The sequence below is a fragment of the Burkholderiales bacterium genome, assembly GCA_036262035.1.
In the GTDB taxonomy this organism is placed as follows: Bacteria; Pseudomonadota; Gammaproteobacteria; order Burkholderiales; family SG8-41; genus JAQGMV01.
In genome coordinates, this window is the sequence record DATAJS010000018.1 from 316,923 (window position 1) to 338,489 (window position 21,567).

Below are 21,567 nucleotides of genomic sequence, written 5' to 3' on the forward strand. Positions count from 1 at the left end.
CCCATGCCCCTCAAAGACACCCTGAAGGTCCTCATCTCGACCGGCCACCTCGGCACCGCGCCGTCGAATCCCGACAGCTTCCATCGCGGCATGGAGGCGAATCCCGATTACGTCGTCGCCGACGGCGGGAGCTCCGATCCCGGTCCGGTCTACCTCGGCGAGGACACGACGCTCGGCCATTTCGTGCGCGAAGAGCTCGAGCTCTTTCTCACCGCGTCACGCAGGAAAGGCATCCCGCTCGTGATCGGCTCGGCCGGCGACACCGGCAGCAACCGCGGCGTCGACGAGTTCGTGCAGCTCATCAAGGAGATCGCGCAGGAACGCCGGATCCCCAAGTTCAGGATCGGCTACTTCTATTCGGAGGTGCCGCGCGAGTACCTGAAGGAGAAGATCGCGCAGGGCAAACGCCTGAGCGGCCTGGGCGGCTTCCCCGATCTCACGGCGTACGAGATCACCAAGGCGACGCGCATCGTCGCGGTCGCGGGCGTGCACCCGTTCCTCGAGCTTCTGGACATGGGCGCCGACGTCATCGTCGCGGGCCGCTGCGGCGACATCAACTTCACCGCAGGGCCGTGCATACACCACGGCTTTCCCGAGCCGCTCGCCTATCACATGGGGAAGATGATCGAGTGCGCTTCACTCGTCGCCGAGCCTTTCATGGGCAAGGAGACGATCATCGGCACGATCTCGAAAGAGGACATCAAGATCACGCCGTACCACCCGCAGCAGCGCTGCACCATCGCCTCGGTCGCAGGTCATTCGATGTACGAGCGCGAGACCCCGTACTTCGAGCAGGCGCTCGGCGGCACGCTCGACATGCGCGAATGCAAGTACGAACAGTTCGACGAGCGCACCGTGCGCATCACCGGGGCGCGCTGGCAGAAGGCCGCGGAGCTGCGGGTGAAGATCGAGGGCGCGAAGAAGATCGGCGAGCGCTACATGGGGTTCGTCGGGTTGCGCGATCCGCACGTCGTGAGGAACGTCGACGCGGCGATCGAATGGTGCAGGAGCGCGGTCGCCAAACGCATCGGAGCCGAGCAGTACGAGCTCTATTTCCACGTGTTCGGCCGCAACGGGGTGCTGAAGGAGCTCGAGCCGGTGCGCGAGACGCAATCGCACGAGCTCGGGATCGTGGTCGAAGGCCTCGCCGGTACCGACGCGCTCGCCGAGAAGATCACCGATTTCGCGGTGCGCATGTTCTTCCTGGCGCGCATTCCGGGCGTGAAAGGGACGGCGGGCACGGCGGCGACGACCAAGAAAACGATGAAGTCCTCGCCCGGCTACATGTGGAACGTCAACCACACCGTGCCGATCGACGATCCGATGGAGCTCTTTCCCGTGCACATGACCGAAGGCGGCGTTTAGCTCGTCGTCCCGGACGCCCGAACGCGCGATCCGGGACCCATTTTGACTTTGCCTTTTTGAACATGGATTCCCGCCTTCGCGGGAATGACGATCAGGGAACCACGATGACCAAGCTCTCCGACCTCGCTTCCACCGTCCGCAGCAAGAACGCGGGCGTGAACCAGATCACCTTCGACATCATCTTCCCGAACGCCGAGAGCTACCGGCGCGTGCTCGAGAGCGGCGCGATCACGAAAGGGTCGGTCGCCGATCTCTTCCGCATCCCGCAGTCGCGCATCTCCGACTTCGTCGCCTTCGACGTCGCCAACGCGATCAAATTCACCCTCTACCGCCTGCGCCCCAGCGGCAGCCCGGGCGACTGGGACATCCTCGGCTGCCAGCAGTACGGCCCGCTGCTCGAGCTCCAAATCCCCGACTAGCCAAAAAATCGATCTGCCCGGAAGAGTCGGGCGCGAGCTTACCCCGCCCCGCCGCGTGAGCTAACATCGGGCTCCATGACGACCGAATTCACAGAAGCGCTGCGCACGCGCGCCGAAAGCGTGCTCGACCAATGCACCGCCTGCGGCGCGTGCTTCGACATCTGTCCGATGACCGGCCCGGCGGGCCTCGATGACCAGAGCGGCGAGGCCGTCACGCGCGGCGTGCTCGACCTGCTGCGCGGCGAGCCGGGCGGCAAAGCGGCCGAGACGTGGGCGAAAGCCTGCTCGGGCAGCGGCACGTGCATCCCGAAATGTCCGCACGGCGTGAACCCGCGCTTCATGCTGACGCTCGCCCGGGTGGCGATCAACCGCCGCACCGACGCGCAGGCGCGCGAAGACAAAGGCCGCGCCGACTTCACCAAGATGGGCCGCGGCGTGCGCATCCTCTCGCACATCCAGCTCTCCGCCGAAGCCCTGGAGCGCGTGCATCCCCGCGCGCCGCAGCAGGGCACGCCGGACGTCGTCTTCTATACCGGCTGCAACGTGCTGAAGACGCCGCACATCGTGCTGCTCTGCCTCGATATCCTCGACGCGCTCGGCGTGTCGTATCGTGTGATGGGCGGCCCGGGCAACTGCTGCGGCGTCATCCAGTTCCGCACGGCCGACCTCGAGACCTCCGGCAAGATCGGCTACCGCACGGCCGACCGCTTCGCCGAGACCGGCGCTTCGAAAGTGGTGTCGTGGTGTCCGACCTGCCAGGTGCAACTCGGCGAGAACGTGCTGCCGGGACGCGAGAGCCGCTACGACTACGAAGGTTTCGTCGTGTTCCTCGCCGAGCACATCGACGAGCTGCGCCCGCACTTCAAACACCGCGTGGAAAAGCGCGTCGGCCTGCACGAGCATCCCGGCGTGGCCGGCATTTCGGAAGCCGCCGAGCGCGTGCTGCGCGCGATCCCCGGCCTCACCTTCGTCGAGCTCGAGCAGCCGCGCGTGGGCTATATGTGCAACACGCTGCCCGCGGCCTACAAGCGCGACCTGCACACGAGCCTGCTCGAGGCCGCTGCGGCCGCCGGCGTCGACACGCTGGCGGGCATCTACCACGCGTGCCACCGCGACCTCTGCGCGCACGAGCGCGACTGGCCTTACGAGGTGGTGAACTTCCTCGAGCTCGTCGGCGAGGCGATGGGCATACGGCACGAGGACCACTTCAAACGCCTGAAGAAGCTCCAGGACGCGGAAGCCGTGCTTGCCGACGTGATGGACCTGGTGAAGACCCACGGCCTCGACGTCGAGGAAGTGCGCAGCGTGATCACGAAAGAGATGCTCGGAGAGCAGACGCTTCCGCTGAAAACGTCCTAGGGTGCGCGCAAGCGCAGCTGCACATTTCCCTCCAATCCCCGCGTATGCCATGTTTTGGGGCACGCCGCTTGCGAATCGGGCTGAAAAATCCATTTTCTGAAATCAAGGCGCTCGACCCGAAAGTGAACCGAACCCATGCCTGAGGCCATCAGGGTCCTGCACCTCGAGGACAATCCCTCCGACGCCGCGCTGATCCAGGCCAAGCTGCGCGCCGATATCCGCTCGTGCGACATCGAGTGGGTGCAGGGGGAAGCCGATTTCGCGGCGGCGCTCGCGCGCTCCGATTTCGACCTGGTGCTGAGCGACTTCAACCTCACCGGCTACAACGGCATGGAGGCGCTCGAGCTCGCGCAGAGCGAGCGGCCCGAAGCGCCGGTGATCCTGCTCTCGGGCGAGCTGACCGAGGAGGAAGCGATCGCGTGCGTGAATCGCGGCGCGACCGATTACGTCTTCAAGGACCGGCTCGAGCGCCTCGTCCCGGCGGTGACGCGCGCGCTGCGCGAATCGGCCGAACGGCGCAGGCGCCTGCAGGCCGAAGCCGCGCTGCGCCTGAACGAGCGGCGGCTGCAGCTCGCGCTCGAAGCGAGCGAGACCGCGGTGTGGGAGCTCGACGTCGAATCCGGCGCGCTCCAGTTCTCGCGCGGGCCCGAGCCCTTGCTCGGCTTTTCCGCCGACGAGCTGCCTGCGACGATCGACGGCTGGACGAAGCTCGTGCACCCGCACGACTCGCACCACGTCGCCGATGCGATCGCGCACGTGCTCTCGGGCGAGAGCCCGAAGCTGCGCATCGAGTACCGCATCCGCTCCAAGCAGGGCTCGTCGCGCTGGCTGCAGACCGTGGGCGGCGTGGTGCAGTCGGCGGGCGGCAAGCCCGTGCGGATTTCGGGCACGCATCGGGACATCACCGATCTCAAGGATTACCAGGCCGAGCTCGAGTTCCGCGCCAATCACGACTGGCTCACCGGACTCGCCAACCGTAACGTGCTCGCCGACCGCATCGATCATTCGGTCGCGATCGCGGAGCGCTCGCGGCGCGGCTTCGGGCTGCTGTATCTCGACCTCGACGGATTCAAGGCGGTGAACGACACGCTCGGCCACGGCGCGGGCGATCAGCTCCTGCAGGCGGTCGTCGGCCGCCTGAAGAGCTGCGTGCGCGACTCGGACACCGTCGCGCGCCTCGGCGGCGACGAGTTCGCGGTCGTGCTGCACGACATCGCGCAGACCGCCGCCGCGGGCACGGTCGCGCACAAGGTGCTGCAGGAGGTGTCGAAGCCGTTCGAGATCGCGGGCCGCGAAGTGCGCGTGTCGGCGAGCATCGGCGTCGCGATCTATCCGACCGACGGCACCAGTCGCGAAACCCTGCTCGCCAACGCCGACACCGCGATGTATCGCGCGAAGCAGAGCGGCCGCAACCAGGTGATCTTCTATACCGCTGAGCTCGGCGCCGACGCGCAGGCGCGGCTGGAGCTCGAATCCGACCTGCGCAAGGCGGTCCAGAACGACGAGCTCGAGCTGCACTACCAGCCGCGCGTGGACTTCTCCACCGGCGCGATCACCGCGATCGAAGCGCTGGTGCGCTGGCGCAGGCCCGGCCACGGGCTCGTCACGCCCGCGCGCTTCCTGCCGATCGCCGAGGGCAACGGCCTCATCGTGCCGATCGGCGAATGGGTGCTGCGCACCGCGTGCGCGCAGATGAAGCGCTGGCGCGACGCGGGCCACACCGCCTCGCGCGTCGCGGTCAACCTCTCGGCGCGCCAGCTGAGGCAGCCCGATCTCGCGGAGAAGATATCCGCGATCCTCCGGGAGATCGGTCTAGAAAGCCGCTATCTCGAGCTCGAGATACCGGAGGAAGCGACCGACGACCCGGGCTCGCACAAGATGATCGAAGCGCTCACCGCGCTCGGCGTCGCGCACACCATCGACGATTTCGGGACGAGCTTCGCGTCGCTCGCGTACCTTAAGCGCTCGGCGGTCGACGTGCTCAAGATCGATCGCTCGTTCGTGCGCGGCCTGCCCGACAACGCCGACGACGCCGGCATCGTGCGCTCGATCATCGCGATCGGCCACAGCCTGGACATCGCGGTCGTCGCCGAAGGCGTGGAGACCGAAGGCCAGCGGCGCTTCCTCGAAGCCCACGGCTGCGACGGGATGCAGGGCTACCTCCACTCCCGCCCGGGACCGGTGGAGGACATGGACATCGAGCGCCGCGTGCCGACGTCGACATAGGCGCAAGGCGTCGCGATACGTCGCGTAGGGTGCGTTAAGGCGTCGCCGTAACGCACCGAGGCTCCTCGGCGCTATCCCGTCGTCCCGGACGCGTCCGCGAAGCGCACGCGATCCGGGACCCATCTTGACGTTCGACGCCGCGACCTTCGTCGTAGGGCGTGCAAACGCACCGCGCCTTACACCGTTCGTCCTCAGCGTAGCGCAGCGAAGTCGAAGGATGAACGGCGCACCCGCCGCCTTGATGCATAGCGTGCTCACCACAGGTTAGCGCCGAGTCGCGCACGGCCTTCCCGCCCGAATCGGCGTCGTTACTGCGCTGCCGCTGCGTAACGATTCGCGTGCTTGCGCGCGCGACCCTGCGCTGCTCGCCGAGGGCGGCGACTGCGCAACCGACGCGACGCAATGTCGCGTCATCCCGGACGCGTGCGCGATAGCGCCCGCGATCCGGGATCCATCTTGACGTTAAAGGGCTCGACAGTCCTCGTCGACAACCCCGCCCTCGTCTGCGCTGCTCGGGCGCCTCCACGGGCTCAAAGACCGCGCCCGACCCGGCGCGTGGGCTGCGCGCGACGTGGACGCGCTCGTGGTATAGGCCAGAAGCGCAAGCTCGGGGCGACACGAGCTCGGCCAGTGCAGGCAGCCCCCCGCCGGACCTAATGTGCGGCGGGACATTCTCGCTGTCGTGGCGATGCCTGTCCTCGTGAGTAGATTCGGGCCGCGACCAGAGCGCTCGAACTTGACCTTGCAAAGGCCGCGGCCGCAGCGCCTCGAAAATTTCCGACTACAATCGCTCGATCCCGCATTAATGACAAGAACGTGGGGGAATTCCAGCCATGGCGACAACCAATGACCAGTTACTGGCGGAGTTTGAGGACTTACTTCGCACTACTCCGAATCCCGCAACCATCCGCCATTTCACAGATGCAGACTTAGATTGGCTTGGGAGACTTTCTGCCGCGGTTGAAGCATGGAATTCAAGTAAGGCAGCAGTGCTTGCAAAGCTACTCGATACGTTGCACCAGCCAGGCGAAGCGCGCGCGGCTGCGGCGGCATACCGGCAGATCATGGCATTGCTGCGTCAAGCGCGGCATGACCTTCGAATGAAAACTGTGGGACCGCTGACAGTAGCAGTAGGCGAAGGCATGGTTTTCGATTACTTCGACGAATTACGCAAGACTGTTGAAGCAGCAAAAGAAGATGCTTTCTTTATCGACCCATACTTAGATGCCGAGTTCGTGTCCAAGTATCTTCCACATATCACCCCCGGCACGGCGATTCGACTCCTCGCACGTGAAAAACTTTCGATGCTACTCCCCGCGGTCGACGCCTTCGCAAAGCAATGCGCAGCAACCGTGGCCGTTCGTTCGGCTGCACAGTTCCATGATCGTTACGTGATAATCGATCGCGCTGCCTGTTATCAGTCAGGTGCGTCTTTCAAGGACGGCGCCAAGAAGGCGCCGACGACACTAACACAAATTACCGACGCGTTTACCGCCGTCTTGAAGACGTACGAGGATATCTGGGCGTCTGCGAAAGTGGAGCGCTAGTCGAGCACTGTATGTTTCTTGGAGAGAGCCTATGTCGGGGATTTTCCAAGTTGGCGACGTAGTTCAGCTCAAGTCAGGCGGTCGACAAATGACGGTTGAAGAAATTGGTGCTGATGGTTACGTCACGTGTGTGTATTTTGTCGGCGACCATTGTGAGCGCCACGCCTTTCTTGAGGCGACGCTCAAGAAATACGTGTCAGTATCGCCAGTTGTGCGCACGCGGCGAGTTTGAAGCCATCACCTCGTTTGGGGATATTTGCCGCGAGGGCTGTTCGCAAATGCCGCTTTGAAGCGGTCGTAGCGGCCCTGGAGTTCCGCTTCCGGGTCGCGTGCGGCGGCTGATCTTCGAAGATCGCCCGGAAGAATCCTCGCGCGGTTGAAGCGGTACGCGTGATGGGGTTAGATCCGTCGAACAACATAGTCGTTGCCGTCCAGTCGTCTGCAGAATGATTACCAAACCAGGACGGTCAACCGGATAAATGTAGGCAAATGTATGAGGCGATGTCTCGCGTTGCGCTCGGAGTTGAGAACGCAGTGGGTGCCCCCGAAGTATCACCCGCAGATGGGAAGTGCCGCGTTGCTACGGCCTCCGCGAGGAGGTTTCATTCGCCTGTATCACTTTACTACGGCGGACTACGCGATTCAGGCCATCAGCTTGCGTAGGTTGAAGGTAGCGAGGTTCTCCGACCTTAATGACCCTTTCGAACTCGAGGCGGTGAACTTTCGTGAAGCACGAACAAGGCGCATCGTGCGGGCCTTCAAGGATCAATATGGGGAGAGAACGGGACTACTTTCGTTCAGTGCCGATTGGACGAATCCTCTACTATGGAGTCACTACTCGGCGAAACATCAGGGAATTTGCCTCGGGTTCAATGTCATGGAAAGCGAGGTAGAGCACGTGCGCTACGAAGACGTACGTATTCGAGATGCCTTCAGAGATGGAGACCCAGGAAGTCTAAGCGAAGATTTGCAGCAGCAACTACTCTGCACGAAGTACAGCGGCTGGAGTTATGAGGATGAATGGAGACGTTTTATTCCGCTTGATGATACAACGAAGCAAGGACGCTTTCAGTTCTTCGGCTTTGACGCAACGATCGAACTAGCGGAAGTTATATTGGGTACTCAGTGTTCGGCCGATGTGCTGCAAGTCGCAGAGCTCGCAACTAAGCTACACCCTACCGTAGACGCCGTCCTGAGAGGGCGGCTCATGCATAAAGATTTCAAGATCGTCCCAGACGAATTTAATCCGGCTTGGTTTGCCCCTGAGTATCGCTCAGCTCTCGTCCCCAACTAAGCACATGGATGTCAGACGGTCCCTTTCGCCCTCATAATTCTGAGCGACTGCTTCGGGGTCGCTTTCTGCTGTTCGTCGACACGTTCGCAGCGCTTGCCACCCAGGGCGCCTTGTCGGGCAGTCGTGGCCACAGCCCACGCGCCGGGTCGGGCGCGGTCTTTGAGCCCGTGGAGGCGCCCGAGCAGCGCAGACGAGGGCGGGGTTGTCGACGGGGACTGTCGAGCCCTTTAACGTCAAGATGGATCCCGGATCGCGCGCGCCACGGCGCACGCGTCCGGGACGACGCGACACGCGTCGCGTCGGTTCCGCAGGAGTCGCCCTCGGCGAGCAGCGCAGGGTCGCGCACACGTGCACGCGAATCGCTACGCAGCGGCAGCGCAGTAGAGACGCCGATTCGGGCGAGAAGGCCGTGCGCGACTCGGCGCTACCCAGTGATGAGCACGCGATGCATCAAGGCGGCGGTGTAAGGCGGCCTGTTCGCACGTACCCTACGGAACGGATGTCGCGGCGTCGAACGTCAAGATGGGTCCCGGATCGCGTGCGCTTCGCGGACGCGTCCGGGACGACGTGATATGTGGTCTCGGAGCTTTGCGGTGCGTTACGTCGCTGCGCGACTAACACACCCTACGTCAGACGGCGACCTGAGTGCGTAGCTCGACGACTCTGTCCGGCGGCAGGCGCAGGTAATCCGCCACCGTCGGCGAGTTCTGGAGCATCCACGCGAAGAGCTTGCGCCGCAGGCCGAAGCCGCGCGGCTGGGTGACCGATACGAGCTCGCCCTTGCTCGTGAAGAACGAGGCGGTGTCGGCGTCGATGCGCAGGCCGCGCAGCCCCGCGAGCCGGATGATCATCGCGACGTCGGGATCCTCGCGGAAGCCGAACTGCGCGATCACGCGCCACTTGCTGTCGTCGAGGCGCTCGATGTCGAGCCGCTCGTCGTCGTCGATGTACGGCACGTTCGCGAACTCGATGCACACGAACACCGTCTTCTCGTGCACGACCATGTTGTGCTTCAGGTTGTGCAGGAATGCGCTGGGATAACCGGTGCGGCGCGAGCTGAAGAAGACGCCGGTGCGCGGCACCCGCACCGCCGCGGACAGGCCCACGCGGACGATGTCGGCGCGCGCCTCGGGCTGCACCGCGCGGCGCGCCTGGAGGAGCTCGACGCCTTTACGCCACGTCGTGAGCACCGTGAAGATCACGCTCGCGAGCGCGAGCGGGAACCAGCCGCCGTCGTCGATCTTGGTGCCGTTGGAGGTGAGGAAGGTCGCTTCGATCGAGAGGAACACGACGAGCGCGGCGAGGATGCCCCACTTCGTGCGGCCCTTGCGCGTGAACAGCACCACCGCGAGCAGGATCGAGCTGATGATCATGTCGCCGTTGACCGCGATGCCGTACGCGCCGGCGAGCGCGCTCGACGAGCCGAAGCCGATGACCAGCGACACCACGCCGACGAGCATCAGGTAGTTCACCAGCGGCACGTAGATCTGGCCCTGCGCGGTGTCGGAGGTGTGCAGCACGCGTAAGCGAGGCAGGAAGTTGAGGCGAGACGCCTGCTGGGTCACCGAATACGCCGCGGAGATCGTCGCCTGCGAAGCGATGATCGTCGCGCACGTCGCGAGCACGACCAGCGGCAGCAGCAGCGGCTCGGGCGCGAGCAGGTAGAACGGGTTCTTGGCGGCCGCGGGCGTCCTCAGCACGAGCGCGCCCTGCCCGAAGTAGTTGAGGAGGAGCGACGGGAAGACGAGGCCGTACCACGCGATGCGGATCGGTATCTTGCCGAAGTGCCCCATGTCGGCATACAGCGCTTCCGCGCCGGTCACGCACAGGAACACCGCCCCGAGCGCGAGCAGCGCGAGGCCCGGCCGATGCGCGGCGAAATCGATCGCGTAGCGCGGATCGACGGCTTGCAGCACCTCGGGCGTCTTCAGCACGCTGGCGAGACCGAGCCCGGCGAGCGTGAGAAACCACAGGATCATCACCGGCCCGAAGATGCGCCCGATGCGCGCGGTGCCGCGGCGCTGGACCATGAACAGCGACACCAGCAGCACGATCGCGATGGGGATCACCCAGTGCTCGAATCGCGGCGTCGCGACCGACAGCCCTTCCACCGCCGACAGCACCGAGATCGCCGGAGTGATGATCGCGTCGCCGTAGAAAAGCGACGCCGCGGTCGCGCCCAGCATTACGACGGCGGCATGGAAGCGCCGGCGGCTGCCGGCGGCATCGAGGGCGAAGGTGAGCAGCGCCAGCACCCCGCCTTCGCCGCGATGGTCGAAGCGCAGCATGAACGTCACGTACTTGACCGCGACGACGAGCGTGATCGCCCACACCATCATCGACAGCACGGCATACACGTTGTGCGGGTTGACCGGCAGCGCGTGCGTGCCGCCGAACGCCTCCTTGAAGGCGTACAGCGGGCTCGTGCCGATGTCGCCGTAGACGACGCCGAGGGCCGCGAGCGTCAACGCCGCGACAGCCTTCGGTCCGTGTGCCGAAACGCTCAAGACTGCTGAACTCCGTTATCGCGCAAGCGCCGGATGATACCTCGCTTGACGTGCGGAGTAGGCAAGCAGCGGGCCGTAGGCCTGCGGCCTGCGGCCAAGGCCCGGTGAACGCCAAGGCGGGAAACCAAGGTTTCCCGCCTTGACCTCCCTTCCTTTTTAATCAGGCGTCGCGCCGGTGGCTTTCACCACCTTCGCCCACTGCGCGATCTCGGCGCGCAGGCGCTTGTCGAATGCTTCCGGCGTCGTCGGGATGGGCTCGAGGCCCTGGGTGCGGAGCTGCTCGCGCATGGCGGCGCTCGTCAGCGCTTTGGTCGTCTCGCCATGCAGCTTCGACACGATGTCGCGAGGCGTGCGGGCGGGCGCCCACAGCGCGTACCAGCCGCTGCTCTCGTAACCGGGCACGCCCGATTCGTCCACCGTCGGGGTATCGGGGAAGAGTCCGAAGCGCTTCTTCGTCGTCACCGCGAGCAGGCGCAGCTTGCCGGATTTCACGTGCGGCAGCGCCGTCGAGACGTTGGACACCGCCATCTGCACCTGGCCGCCGACGAGCTCGGTGATCGCCGGGCCGAGGCCCTTGTAGGGCACGTGCAGCATCTCGACGTTCGCCTTCATGAGGAAGAGCACCGTCGCGAAGTGGCTGTTGCTGCCCACTCCGCCCGAGCCGTAGGTGACCTGCCCGGGTTTCGCTTTCGCGAGCGCGACGAGATCGCGCACCGACTTCGCCGGCACCGACGGATGCACGACCACGATGTTCGGCTGCTCGGCGAGCATCGTGATCGGCGCGAGATCGCGCAGCGTGTCGTACGGCAGCTTCGGATACAGCACGGCGCTGACCGCCACGCCCATGCTGCCGATGAGCAGCGTGTAGCCGTCCGGCCGCGCTTTGGCGACGATGTCGGTGCCGATCGTGCCGCCGGCGCCGCCGCGATTGTCGACGACGACGGTCTGGCCCAGCGCCTCGCCGAGCCTTTGCGCGGTCATGCGCGCGACGATGTCGACCGCGCCGCCCGGAGCGAAAGGCACGACCGCGCGGACCGGACGGTCGGGATAGTTGTCGGCGGCCGCGGCGCTCGCTGCGCAGACGAGCGCGGCCGTCAGTGCATAGCGCCTCATGTCGTCAGGTACCTCACCATCTCGTCGACGTGGCGCAGCGTCACGTCGCGCATCTGCTCCGTCGTGAGGTTGCTGATCGGATGCGGCAGCTCGACGAAAGGATGCCCGTCGAGGCCGCGCACCTTGAACTGATGGATCGCCGCGTTGGTGAAGACGCTGGTGAGGACCATCGTCGCGGGGATGCCGCGTTTTTCGAATTCGACCGTGTCGTGCACACTGCACAACGTGCAGGATCCTCATCCACCGACGGCGGCGATCGCCACCTGCACCTTCTTCGCCATCTCGTCGATGATCTCCGGCGCCGCGGGCTTGGAGAAGTACTGCTTCTTGCGGATCACCACATCGGCGACGCCGTAGCGCTCGCGCAGCGCCCGCCCCACCGTCTCGAGGATGACGTCGCCCTGCTCCTTGGTGTTGTCGAGCAACCCGACCACCTTGCCGGCGAGGTCGATGGGGCGCGGGGCGCGGGACAGTTTGGTTTTCCCGCCGCCGCGGCTGGGATCAATGAAGGGCAATTCGTTCATATGTGCTCCTTGTTCGTAGGGTGCGCGCGAGCGCACCAGGATCTTTGGCGGTGCGTTATCACGCACCCTACGTTCAGATCTCGTATGTACCGTGGACCGCGCGCGACGACTCGTTCCACCCATGGCACACGGCCGTGATCGGCCCGACGCCGCCGGCGACGATGAGCTGCACGCGATCGAGCTCCTTCACCGCCTTGATCGGCTGGGCGTCGTCGTCGGGGTCGAATCCCATCGCGCGCGCGCGCTCGGGGCGCCAGTTGCCGCCGCGCTTGAGATTGCCCTGCGGGCGCTCCGCGAGCTCCCACAGGCGCTTCTGCACGTCGGCGCGGCTCATGCCGGCTTTGGCGCACAGGCCTGCGTGCTGCGGCGTCATCGCGACGACCACGTCGGAGCTGAACCACATGTTCCACGAGCCGGTGGAGGTCATCGAATCTGCGATGCCGCGCAGCAGCCGCTCGGGCTCGGTGCTGACGTCGTCGAAGTGCAGTCGCGGGCTCTCGACCATCGCGCAGGTGATCACGTTCTGGTCGGGCTCGTAGCCGCGCGAGACCGCGATCGTCTCCCACGGCGACTTGTCGACGTTCTCGGCGAGGCACGCGGTGTAGCGGATCGGCGAAGAGAACACCGTCGCCGACGCCTTGCCGGCGAGACCCGCGCCGAGGTTCATCAGGATGAGCCGCACCGCGCGGCCGATGGTCGCGTTGGCGCGGAAGCCCGGACCGAAGCAGCCGTTGCCGGCGTGGATGCCGATCTCCTTGGCGTACGGGCCGTTGACGATCATCAAGGGTGCCACGCCGTGCATCGTGCACTGCACGCCGCCCATGTTGAACTCTTCGCGCAGGATGAGCCGCATCGCGCCGATGACCACGGGCAGGAATGAAGGCTTGCAGCCCGCCATCAGCGCGTGCACCGCGACGTCGCGCACGCTCATCACTTCGTGCGCCGGCGGCACGTAGCCGATGACGTCGTCGGGATTGCAGCGCGTGCCCGTCAGCATCCAGGCGACGCGCTCTTCGGTCGGCGTGACGACCGGAAAGCCGTCGGACCACTCCTTCTCTAGGAAGTACTGGAACTCGTCCGTGGCGGGATTGTGCCAACGGTCGGGGTCAGACCCCGGCTCTTTTGGGGTCTGACCCCGATTTACTTCACTCATCCTTGATCCCCGCCGCCTTGATGACTTTGCTCCACTTCGCGATCTCCGCGACGATGCGCTTTTCCAGCTCTTCAGGCGTGCTCGTGTGCACTTCCGACCCGTCGGTGGCGAGCTTCGCCCTGACGTCGGCGTTCTGCACTGCCTTGTGGACCTCGCCGTTGAGACGCCGCACGATCTCGCGCGGCGTGCCCGCGGGCGCGAGCGCCGCATAGAGCTGCTCCACCTCGAAGCCCGGCAGCGTGCTCGCCATCGTCGACACGCCGGGCAGGATCGCGCTGGGCCTGGCGCTCGTGACGCCGAGCGCGCGCAGCCGCCCGCTCTTGATCGCAGGCAGCGCCGGCAGGAGGTTGCTGAACATCGCGTCGGTCTCGCCCTGCACGACCGACAGCGTTCCCGGCGAGCTGCCCTTGTACGGCACGTGCACCATCTTCACGCCCGCCAGCGCTTCGAACAGCTCGCCCGCGAGATGCGCGGGGCCGCCCGGGCCCGACGACGCGTAGGAAAGCTTATCGGGGGCCTGCTTCGCGATCGCGATGAAGTCCTTCACGCTGCGCGCCGGCACCGACGGATGCACGACGAGCACGTACGCCGTCGATGCGACGAGCGAGATCGGCGCGAAATCCTTCGGCATGTCGAACGGCAGCTTCGGATACAGCGCGGGCGCAGTGACCATGACGCTGCTCGTCGCGAACAGCAGCGTGTAACCGTCGGCGGGCGCGCGCGCGGCGATCTCGGTGCCGATGCGCCCGCCCGCGCCGGCGCGGTTCTCGACGACGACCTGCTGGCCGAGCGACGCCGACAGGCGCTGCGCGAGCACGCGCCCGACGAGGTCGGAGCCGCCGCCCGGCGCGAACGGCACGATCATGCGGATGGGTTTGGTCGGATAGGTCTGCGCGTGTGCGCCCGACACCGTCATGAGAACGGTCATCGCGAGGCGCCAAAGGCGCCGTGGCGATCTCGTGGCGCACGAACGTTTCCGAGCGTCTCGGGATTGCTTCGTCGCTACGCTCCTCGCAATGACAGCACTCATGAAGTCTCCACCACTTTCGAAACCGCCAGGCTCTGTCCGCCCGCCGTCGGCAGGAACATCGATTTGCCGCCCGCGCCGCCGCCGACGATCACGATGAGGTCTTGCGGCTCGCGGATGATGGGCACCGTGGAGCGGTCGTCGCTCTTGTCGACGAACTCCGGAAAGCGCGGCCCCTTGGACTTGCCGCGGCTCTTCACGATCCCCCACGGCTGCCGCGCCCGCTCGAAGATCGCGCGCTGCAGGTCGTGCTTGCTCCAGCCGCCGGCCGCGATGTGCTGCGTATGCTCGATCCCGAGCACGAGCACCGGCGTGCCCTGCGAATAGAGGTTGTTCACCCCGAGCGTCGCCATGCTCGACGTGAAGGTGCGCACGATCTCGTCGGGATCGGTCTGGATGTTCTCGGTCATGCTGTGCGGCGCTTCGGTGTTGACCACCGTCACGACGCTTTGCTCAGCGCCGAAGCCGCGCTCGACGTGCAGCGGCGCCCACGGGTTCGCCGCCTCGTACTCGGCGATGCAGTAGGTGTACTTGCCGGGATGTCCGGTCTGCGAGGCGTCCACGCCGGGGCCCGCGCCGCCGACGTTGACGAGCACCAGGCGCAACGCGCGCCCGATCGTCGCGTTGGCGCGCCAGCCCGGACCGAAGAGCCCGCGCCCGCAGTTGATGCGCAGGCGCTCGACGATGGGACCGTTGACGATGATGAGCGGCGCGCCGGCATGCGTCGTGGTCTGGCGGTGCGAGAGACCGTATTCGGGCTCCGATACCGCCTGCAGCGCGGCGACGATCACCGGCAGATACTCAGGTCTAGCGCCCGCCATGACCGCGTTCACCGCGATCTGGCGCATCGTCGCGGTGCCGTTGCGCGGCGGCACCACCGCGATCACGTCGTCGGCGTTACGCCACGGCATGCCCGCCAGCATCGCCTCCACGCGCGCTTCGGTGGGCGGCACGATGGGCAAGCCGTCGGTCCAGCCGCGCTCGTAGAAGTAATCGTTGATCTCGTCGAGCGATGCATGCTGCTCGACGACTGAAATAATCGGATGGTTACTCATGCGGCAAATCCAGAGCGGCGGAGCGAGCGATGCGAGCCGAAGGAAAGGAGGTCTCGGAGGGAAACCATGGGTTTCCCTCCGAGGCGTTCACTGGCGAGCGCCGCGATGAGAAGCCGCAGGCTTCTCATCGCGGCATCACCCCTTTGGGCAGCGGATACTGCTTCCCCGCGAACTCCTTCTCGAGCGCATTCACGTCGCCGGTCAGCACCCGCACGCACTCGCGCGCGATCGCCGCGCCGTATTCGATGATCGCCTGCTCGTCGCGGTGCCCGAGGGGATGCGGGACGACGACGATCGGCAGGCTCGCGTGTCCGATGCCTTCGGCGGTGACCTGTGCGAGGGGCGCGAACGCGGCGCTGATCACCGTCGCGGTGGGAATTCCGAGGTCTTCGAGCGCGGCCGCGTCACGCGCGGTCCAGGGTGTCGAAGAGCCTCAGTGGCCGACGCCGTTGATGACGGCGTCGCATCCTCCCGCCATCGCCTCCGAGTACGGCGACGGTATGCCGAGATAGCTCTTCTGCCAGATCTTCACCTCGGCGACGTTGTGCTCGCGCTTCAGCACCGAGGCGACGCCGCGCAGCACGAGGTCGGCGAACTCCTTGTGATTGTCGAGGATGCCGATGCGCGCGCCTTCCAGCGTGCCCGGCCGCGGCGCCAGCCGCTTCGAATGGATATCCACCTCGCCCGTCGGCACATACACCGACACGCCACCGATCTCGACTTTCCCGCTCATATCGTCACCGCCTCATCCGTCACCGCTTCATCCGTCACCGCTTCACCCGTCACCGCTTCATCCGTCACTTGTTCGCAACGTCCACCTTCACGCCCTGCACCACCTTCGCCCACTTCGCGATCTCGCTCCTGATCATCGCCGCGAAGTCCGCGGGCGAGCCGGCGCCCGGCTCGGCGCCGGACTCGACGAGCTTCTGGCGGATCTCCTTCTTCGCGAGGATGCGGACGATCTCGGCGTTGATCCTGGCCACGACGTCCTTCGGCACGCCCGCGGGCGCGAGCACGCCGTTCCACTGGATGACTTCGTAACCCGGCACGCCCGCTTCGGCGGCCGTCGGTATATTGGGCGCGACCTGCGACCGCTTCGTGGTCGACACCGCCAGCGCGCGCAGCCGCCCGGCGTTCACCTGCGGCAGCGCTTCGAGGATGTTAACGAACCCGGTCTGCACGTGGCCCGCGACGAGGTCGATGATCGCCTGACCGCCGCCCTTGTAAGGGACGTGCACCATCCGCACTTTCGCGGTCTTCGCGAAAAGCTCGGCGGCGAGATGGCTCGTCGTGCCTTCGCCCGAAGACGCGTAATTGAGCTTTGCCGACGGATCTCGCGCGAGCGCGATCAGCTCCTTCACCGATTTCGCCGGCACCGACGGATGGACGACGAGCACCAGCGGCACGGTCGAGATGTGGACGACCGGCGCGAAATCCCTGATCGGATCGAAAGGCACTTTGCTGAACAGCGGATTGATGACGATCGTGCTCGCGGTCGCCATCACCAGGGTGTAACCGTCCGCCGGCGAGCGCGCCGCCACCTCGGTGCCGATCGACCCGCCCGCGCCGGGACGGTTGTCCACGACGACCGGCTGCCCCCACGCTTCGGTGAGCTCCGGCGCGATCATCCGCGCCACCGTCGACGCGCCGCCGCCGGGCGAGAACGGCGAGATCAGGCGGATGGGTTTGTGGGGATACGGACCGCCGGGCTGCGCGTGCGCGGCAGCGCAGGCGGCCGCCAGAGCAACACCAAGCGCTTTGACTGAGAGCTGCACTACTACTACTCCTCCTCGCCCCTTTTTTAAATGGATCCCCGCCTTCGCGGGGATGACGCTATCGCGTCACCTTCTTCGTGACGGGACTATAACTGAACGACGTCGGCACGAACTGGCTGTGGATGCCCGGACCGCCGGCGACGACGATGTTGACGTGCGACGGGTGATCGGCGACGCCGATGTTCTCGGAATCGTTCGCGATCTCGAACCAGCGCGAGCGGCGGTGCTTCAATCCTTTTTGCGTGCGCTCCGGGAAACGCGACAGCGGGATGCGCGCGCGCTCGAAGATGTACTGGCGGATCTTCGGCTTGTCCCAGCCGTCGCGCGCGAGCACGCCGGCGTGCTCGGGCCCGATGACGAGCAGCGGACCGGTCGGGAAGATCACGTTGTTGTGGCCGAGCGCGGTCATCGCGCCGACGAAGTGGTCGAGGATCTCTTCGCCGGTCTCGCAGCCGTAGGTGAACACGTTGTGTCCCGCCGAAGCGCCGATCACGGTGACCGCGCTGTCTTCCGCCGAAAAACCGCGCTCGACGTGGAACGGCGTCCACGGGCTCTCGGCTTCGTTCTCGGCGATGCAGAACGTGAACTTGCCCGGCTGGCCCTGGGTCGACATGTCGGTCTCGCCGGGCATGTCGCCGCCGATGTTGCGCAGCACGAGCGTGAGCGCGCGGCCGATCGTCGCGTTGGCGCGCCAGCCCTGGCCGAAGACATTGCCGCCGCCGTTCACGTCGAGCTCGCGCGCGATCGGACCGTTGACGATGACGAGCGGCGTGCCGTTGTTGGTCGCGGTGCGGATGCCGTAGAGGCGGCACTCCGGATCGAGCATCGCTTCGACCGCCGCGAGCACCGCCGGGAAGTAGTCGGCGCGGCAGCCCGCCATCACCGCGTTGATCGCGATCTGCTCGACCGTCGCGGCGCGCATGCGGGGCGGCACGGTGCCGATCAGGTCGTCGGCCGCGCGGCCCGACGCTTTGACCATCGCCTGCACTGCTCGCCGGGTCGGCGGCACCACCGGCAGGCCGTCGGTCCACCCCTGCTGAAAGAAGAATTCCTGGAGCGCGTCCGGCGCATCGTCGATCGCGACCTCGCGCGTCCACATCGGCGCGGCGGCGTTCGTCGCACTCTCTTCGCGACGCGTGAGCGCGTCGGCAAGACGCTGCACGGCGGCTTCCGCGCGTTCGCGCACCGCGGTCTTCGGCGCGGTGTGCATCGGGTGCGGCACTTCGACGATCGGCAGATCGCCCATGCCGCGTCCCGCCGCCTGGTGCTTCGCCGCTTTGGAGAACGCGGTGCTGATCACCGTCGCGGTCGGAATGCCGAGGCTCTCGATCTTCACGCCGTCGGCGACCGTCATCGAGGTCGACGTTCCGCAGTCGCCGAAGCATTGGATCACCGCCTGGCAATCGGCGAGCTTGTCCAGCTCGGCCTGCGAGAGCTCCTCCTTGGGGGCGAGCTTGCGCACCACGACCGCGGCTTCGGCGCCGTAGCGCTCGCGCAGGATGGGCGCGACGTGGGTGAGGAAGAGGTCCGCGTTGACCTTGCTGTTGTCGACGAAGCCGATCTTCGCGCCCTGCAGGCTTGGAAGCTGGGGAGCGAGCTTGGCGGCGACCGCGTCGTCGGCGACGCGGGGATTGAGGACGGTGAGCTTTTGCATGGGGAGCGCCGGGGGAAGGTGCAGCGATTCTCCCACTCGCGTTTCATGCCGGCTATGACTATGATTCACCGTTCTCATAACAATTCTGGTATGCACGATGAAGCTCGAGCAGATGCGCGCGGTGCTGGAGATCGCCGAGCGCGGCTACAGTGTCTCGCGCGCGGCGGAGGCGCTCGGACAACCTCAGCCTGCGGTGAGCCGGCACCTGAAGGCGCTCGAGCGCGAGCTGGGCGTCGACCTCTTCGTGCGCGGCAGGAAGCGGCTCCAGGGGCCGACCCAACCCGGCGCGCAAATCATCGAGGCCATGCAGCGCGCGCTCGCCGAGACCGCGCGGATCGCCAAGATCGCGCGCGACTTCCACGCCGAGGAAGCGGGCACGCTGACGATCGCGACCACGCACACCCAGGCGCGCTACGCGCTGCCGCCGCTGATCGAGCGCTTCGCGAAGCAGCATCCGGCGGTGCAGTTGATGATCCGCCAGGGCAGCCCCGAGGAGATCGTCGGCTGCGTGCGCGCGGGCGAGGCCGACGTGTGCATAGGCTCCGAATCGGCGAAGGACGGCGCGGACCTCGCGCTCTTCCCCTGCTACGAGATGCGCCGCATCGTCGTGACGCCGCCCGATCACCCGCTGCTCGAAGCCAAGCGCCTCACGCTCGAGACGCTGGTGCGCTATCCCATCATCACCTACGACGCGCCTTTCATCGGGCGTTCGCGGCTCCTGCGCTCGTTCGCCGAGCGCGGCCTCACCCCGCGCATCGTGCTCTCGGCGATCGACACCGACGTGATCAAGGCGTACGTCGAGCGGGGTCTGGGTGTCGCGATCATCGCGAGCCTCGCGTTCGACGCCGAGCGCGACGTGTACCTGCGCGCGCGCGACGCGAGCCACCTCTTCGAGTCGAACACCATCCACCTCGGCGTGCGCCGCAACGACTATCTGCGCGGCTACGTGCTCGATTTCATCGAGATGTACTCGCCGAAGCTCACGCGCGATCGCGTGACGCGGCAGATGCGAACAGGCGCCTAGGGCCGGCGCGTCTTGCGCATCGACCCCCGCCCGGTCTTCAGCCCTTTCTTGGTGTCCAGGCGCGAGGCGCCGATGTCGTCGTGCCACACCTGGTCGTCGCTGCCGTGCTTGCCTTTGAGCGGGTCGAAGAAGCCGATATAGCCGCCGGGATTGATGCCGAAGGATGCGAGCGAGCGGCCGTTGTAGCGCGTGCCGAGAAAGTCGTTGCGGCCGCCGGCCTGCTCGTCGAGCGTGAAATACAGCGGCAGCACGAAGTTCGCCACCTGCACCCCGTCGATGGCGTAGGTCTCGGACTGCACCGCGTCGCACATCTCGAACCAGTGGTAGACCATGTGGCCCTTGCGTCTGCCCGGCGCGACGATCGGGTGCGGGCCCTGCGCGAGCATGTTGGCCTGCGGATCGCCGAGGAGCTCGAGCGCTTCGTGGGAGAACGTGACCGTCCAGTCCTCGCCGAGCCTGCGCGCGAGGTCGACGTAGACCACGCCGTACGGAATGCCGCGATTGTTCTTCTCGTGATAGCCGTCGGCTTCGGCGACGTCGATGCGGTCCCAGACGTAAAGGATCGCGTCGCCCCGCAGCTCGGGCGCGGTGTTGCCGCGCGGGCGCTTGCCCACCCGACCTTCGAGCCGCAGCGTCGCGCCGAAGCTCCAGTACGGCGCGTAGTCGCCTTCGATCTGCCGGTTGATCGCCCGGATCGCTTTCTGGATGTCGGCGTCCGAGAGGATCTCGTTGGTGAAGTTCACGACCGAGATGATCATGGCATCCTCCGTCTAAAGGACACCGCCATATTATCGCCGCTAGGGAACGGCCGTTCGGACGAGCGCAATGAGCTCGGATTGGCGGTTCGTGTTGGTCTTGTAGAAGATCTGCTTCAGGTGCGCGCGCACGGTGTGGATGCTGCATCCGAGCACGGTCGCGATCGCCTGGGGCTTGGCGCCGCCCGCGAGCAGCTCCGCCACCCTGCACTCCGCCTGCGACAGGCCGTAGAGCTCGCACACCGCGCGGATCTGCTCCGGCGCCACGTCCGCCGAGCGGCAGACGATCAGCGCGAGACGCTCCGGCGGCCCGTCCTCTCCGCCCATCGGCAGCGGCAGCACGCGACAGAACGCCGAGGTGGCGCCGCGCTGGTCGTGCATCTTGAGCGCGCTGACCTTGCCTTGCTCGATCGCGGCGCGGACCGCCGCATGCACCGTCGCGCGATCGACGGGACAACCGATCGCGAGCTTGCGTCCCTGCAGCGTCACGCACGGGCTCGCGGAGAACGTGCGCCGCGCGCCGCGGTTGTGAAACACGACGTTCATCTCGGCGTCCACCACCGCGATCGATTCGTTGATCGCGGAGAGAATGCCGTACAGATCGCGCTTCTTCACCTGCATGTCGTTCGACCGGACGTTGATCGGCGTATTCGTTTTTTAGCGCGCTCGTCGTCGCGACGAATCACCCATATGAACAGTCAGCCCTGTCACCCATATGGGTAATTGCGACGAGTGCCTTGCGCTCGCGATACTCGCCGCACAAAAGCTCA

The 21,567-nt window shown here is 66.1% G+C and carries 20 protein-coding genes; 7 read left to right on the plus strand and 13 right to left on the minus strand.

The features are described from left to right. Positions 1-3: 3 nt before the first annotated feature. The 6 genes from VHP37_21980 (at position 4) to VHP37_22005 (ending at position 8,210) form a co-directional block, all read left to right on the plus strand. Positions 4-1,365 (plus strand): acyclic terpene utilization AtuA family protein, encoded by a 1,362-nt coding sequence (locus VHP37_21980; protein ID HEX2829034.1) that lies wholly within the window; start codon positions 4-6, stop codon positions 1,363-1,365. Positions 1,366-1,469: 104 nt separating this feature from the next. Further along, positions 1,470-1,784: a DUF4387 domain-containing protein gene (locus VHP37_21985; GenBank protein ID HEX2829035.1), complete on the plus strand. Its 315-nt coding sequence runs from the start codon at positions 1,470-1,472 to the stop codon at positions 1,782-1,784. Positions 1,785-1,859: 75 nt separating this feature from the next. Beyond that, a complete protein-coding gene (locus VHP37_21990) occupies positions 1,860-3,143 on the plus strand; it encodes a (Fe-S)-binding protein (protein ID HEX2829036.1) in 1,284 nt (427 codons plus the stop codon). Positions 3,144-3,278: 135 nt separating this feature from the next. Continuing rightward, on the plus strand, positions 3,279-5,369 hold the full coding sequence (locus VHP37_21995; protein ID HEX2829037.1) for an EAL domain-containing protein: 2,091 nt from the start codon (positions 3,279-3,281) through the stop codon (positions 5,367-5,369). 833 nt (positions 5,370-6,202) lie between these two features. Then, entirely contained in the window at positions 6,203-6,916 is a 714-nt protein-coding gene (locus tag VHP37_22000; protein ID HEX2829038.1) for a hypothetical protein, read from the plus strand. A 562-nt stretch (positions 6,917-7,478) separates the two neighbouring features. After that, entirely contained in the window at positions 7,479-8,210 is a 732-nt protein-coding gene (locus VHP37_22005) for a DUF2971 domain-containing protein (protein ID HEX2829039.1), read from the plus strand. Positions 8,211-8,839: 629 nt separating this feature from the next. Here VHP37_22005 and VHP37_22010 read toward each other — a convergent pair. The 11 genes from VHP37_22010 to VHP37_22060 all read right to left on the minus strand — a co-directional run bounded on the left by VHP37_22010 (position 8,840) and on the right by VHP37_22060 (position 19,018). Beyond that, the gene (locus VHP37_22010; protein ID HEX2829040.1) at positions 8,840-10,717 is read right to left on the minus strand and encodes a KUP/HAK/KT family potassium transporter; all 1,878 of its coding nucleotides are present in this window, start codon (positions 10,715-10,717) and stop codon (positions 8,840-8,842) included. Between the two features lie 156 nt (positions 10,718-10,873). Further along, positions 10,874-11,830 (minus strand): tripartite tricarboxylate transporter substrate binding protein, encoded by a 957-nt coding sequence (locus tag VHP37_22015; GenBank protein ID HEX2829041.1) that lies wholly within the window; start codon positions 11,828-11,830, stop codon positions 10,874-10,876. Further along, positions 11,827-12,054 (minus strand): hypothetical protein, encoded by a 228-nt coding sequence (locus tag VHP37_22020; protein ID HEX2829042.1) that lies wholly within the window; start codon positions 12,052-12,054, stop codon positions 11,827-11,829. The genes VHP37_22015 and VHP37_22020 overlap by 4 nt, the downstream gene beginning before the upstream one ends. A 12-nt stretch (positions 12,055-12,066) precedes the next feature. Then, entirely contained in the window at positions 12,067-12,354 is a 288-nt protein-coding gene (locus tag VHP37_22025) for a hypothetical protein (GenBank protein ID HEX2829043.1), read from the minus strand. Positions 12,355-12,427: 73 nt separating this feature from the next. Further along, on the minus strand, positions 12,428-13,507 hold the full coding sequence (locus tag VHP37_22030; protein HEX2829044.1) for a hypothetical protein: 1,080 nt from the start codon (positions 13,505-13,507) through the stop codon (positions 12,428-12,430). After that, complete coding sequence (locus VHP37_22035) at positions 13,500-14,435, minus strand: tripartite tricarboxylate transporter substrate binding protein (protein ID HEX2829045.1); 936 nt, start codon at positions 14,433-14,435, stop codon at positions 13,500-13,502. Before VHP37_22035 ends, VHP37_22030 begins: the two co-directional genes overlap by 8 nt. A gap of 98 nt (positions 14,436-14,533) precedes the next feature. Continuing rightward, positions 14,534-15,589 (minus strand): hypothetical protein, encoded by a 1,056-nt coding sequence (locus VHP37_22040; protein HEX2829046.1) that lies wholly within the window; start codon positions 15,587-15,589, stop codon positions 14,534-14,536. Between the two features lie 124 nt (positions 15,590-15,713). Further along, positions 15,714-15,953 (minus strand): hypothetical protein, encoded by a 240-nt coding sequence (locus VHP37_22045; protein ID HEX2829047.1) that lies wholly within the window; start codon positions 15,951-15,953, stop codon positions 15,714-15,716. A 69-nt stretch (positions 15,954-16,022) separates the two neighbouring features. Next, positions 16,023-16,322: a hypothetical protein gene (locus tag VHP37_22050; protein ID HEX2829048.1), complete on the minus strand. Its 300-nt coding sequence runs from the start codon at positions 16,320-16,322 to the stop codon at positions 16,023-16,025. A 64-nt stretch (positions 16,323-16,386) separates the two neighbouring features. Beyond that, positions 16,387-17,364, minus strand: a complete 978-nt coding sequence (locus VHP37_22055; protein ID HEX2829049.1) for a tripartite tricarboxylate transporter substrate binding protein — start codon at positions 17,362-17,364, stop codon at positions 16,387-16,389. A gap of 58 nt (positions 17,365-17,422) precedes the next feature. Continuing rightward, positions 17,423-19,018 carry a hypothetical protein gene (locus VHP37_22060; protein ID HEX2829050.1) on the minus strand — a complete coding sequence of 532 codons (1,596 nt, stop codon included), beginning with the start codon at positions 19,016-19,018 and terminating at the stop codon, positions 17,423-17,425. Between the two features lie 97 nt (positions 19,019-19,115). Here VHP37_22060 and VHP37_22065 point away from each other — a divergent pair, with 97 nt between their 5' ends. Then, positions 19,116-20,042, plus strand: coding sequence for a LysR substrate-binding domain-containing protein (locus VHP37_22065; protein HEX2829051.1), 927 nt, complete (start codon positions 19,116-19,118; stop codon positions 20,040-20,042). On the opposite strand, the gene VHP37_22070 is transcribed toward VHP37_22065, so the two are convergent. Continuing rightward, on the minus strand, positions 20,039-20,800 hold the full coding sequence (locus tag VHP37_22070) for a hypothetical protein (GenBank protein ID HEX2829052.1): 762 nt from the start codon (positions 20,798-20,800) through the stop codon (positions 20,039-20,041). The genes VHP37_22065 and VHP37_22070 overlap by 4 nt on opposite strands. A 39-nt stretch (positions 20,801-20,839) precedes the next feature. Continuing rightward, the gene (locus VHP37_22075) at positions 20,840-21,412 is read right to left on the minus strand and encodes a LuxR C-terminal-related transcriptional regulator (protein HEX2829053.1); all 573 of its coding nucleotides are present in this window, start codon (positions 21,410-21,412) and stop codon (positions 20,840-20,842) included. Positions 21,413-21,567: the final 155 nt, after the last annotated feature.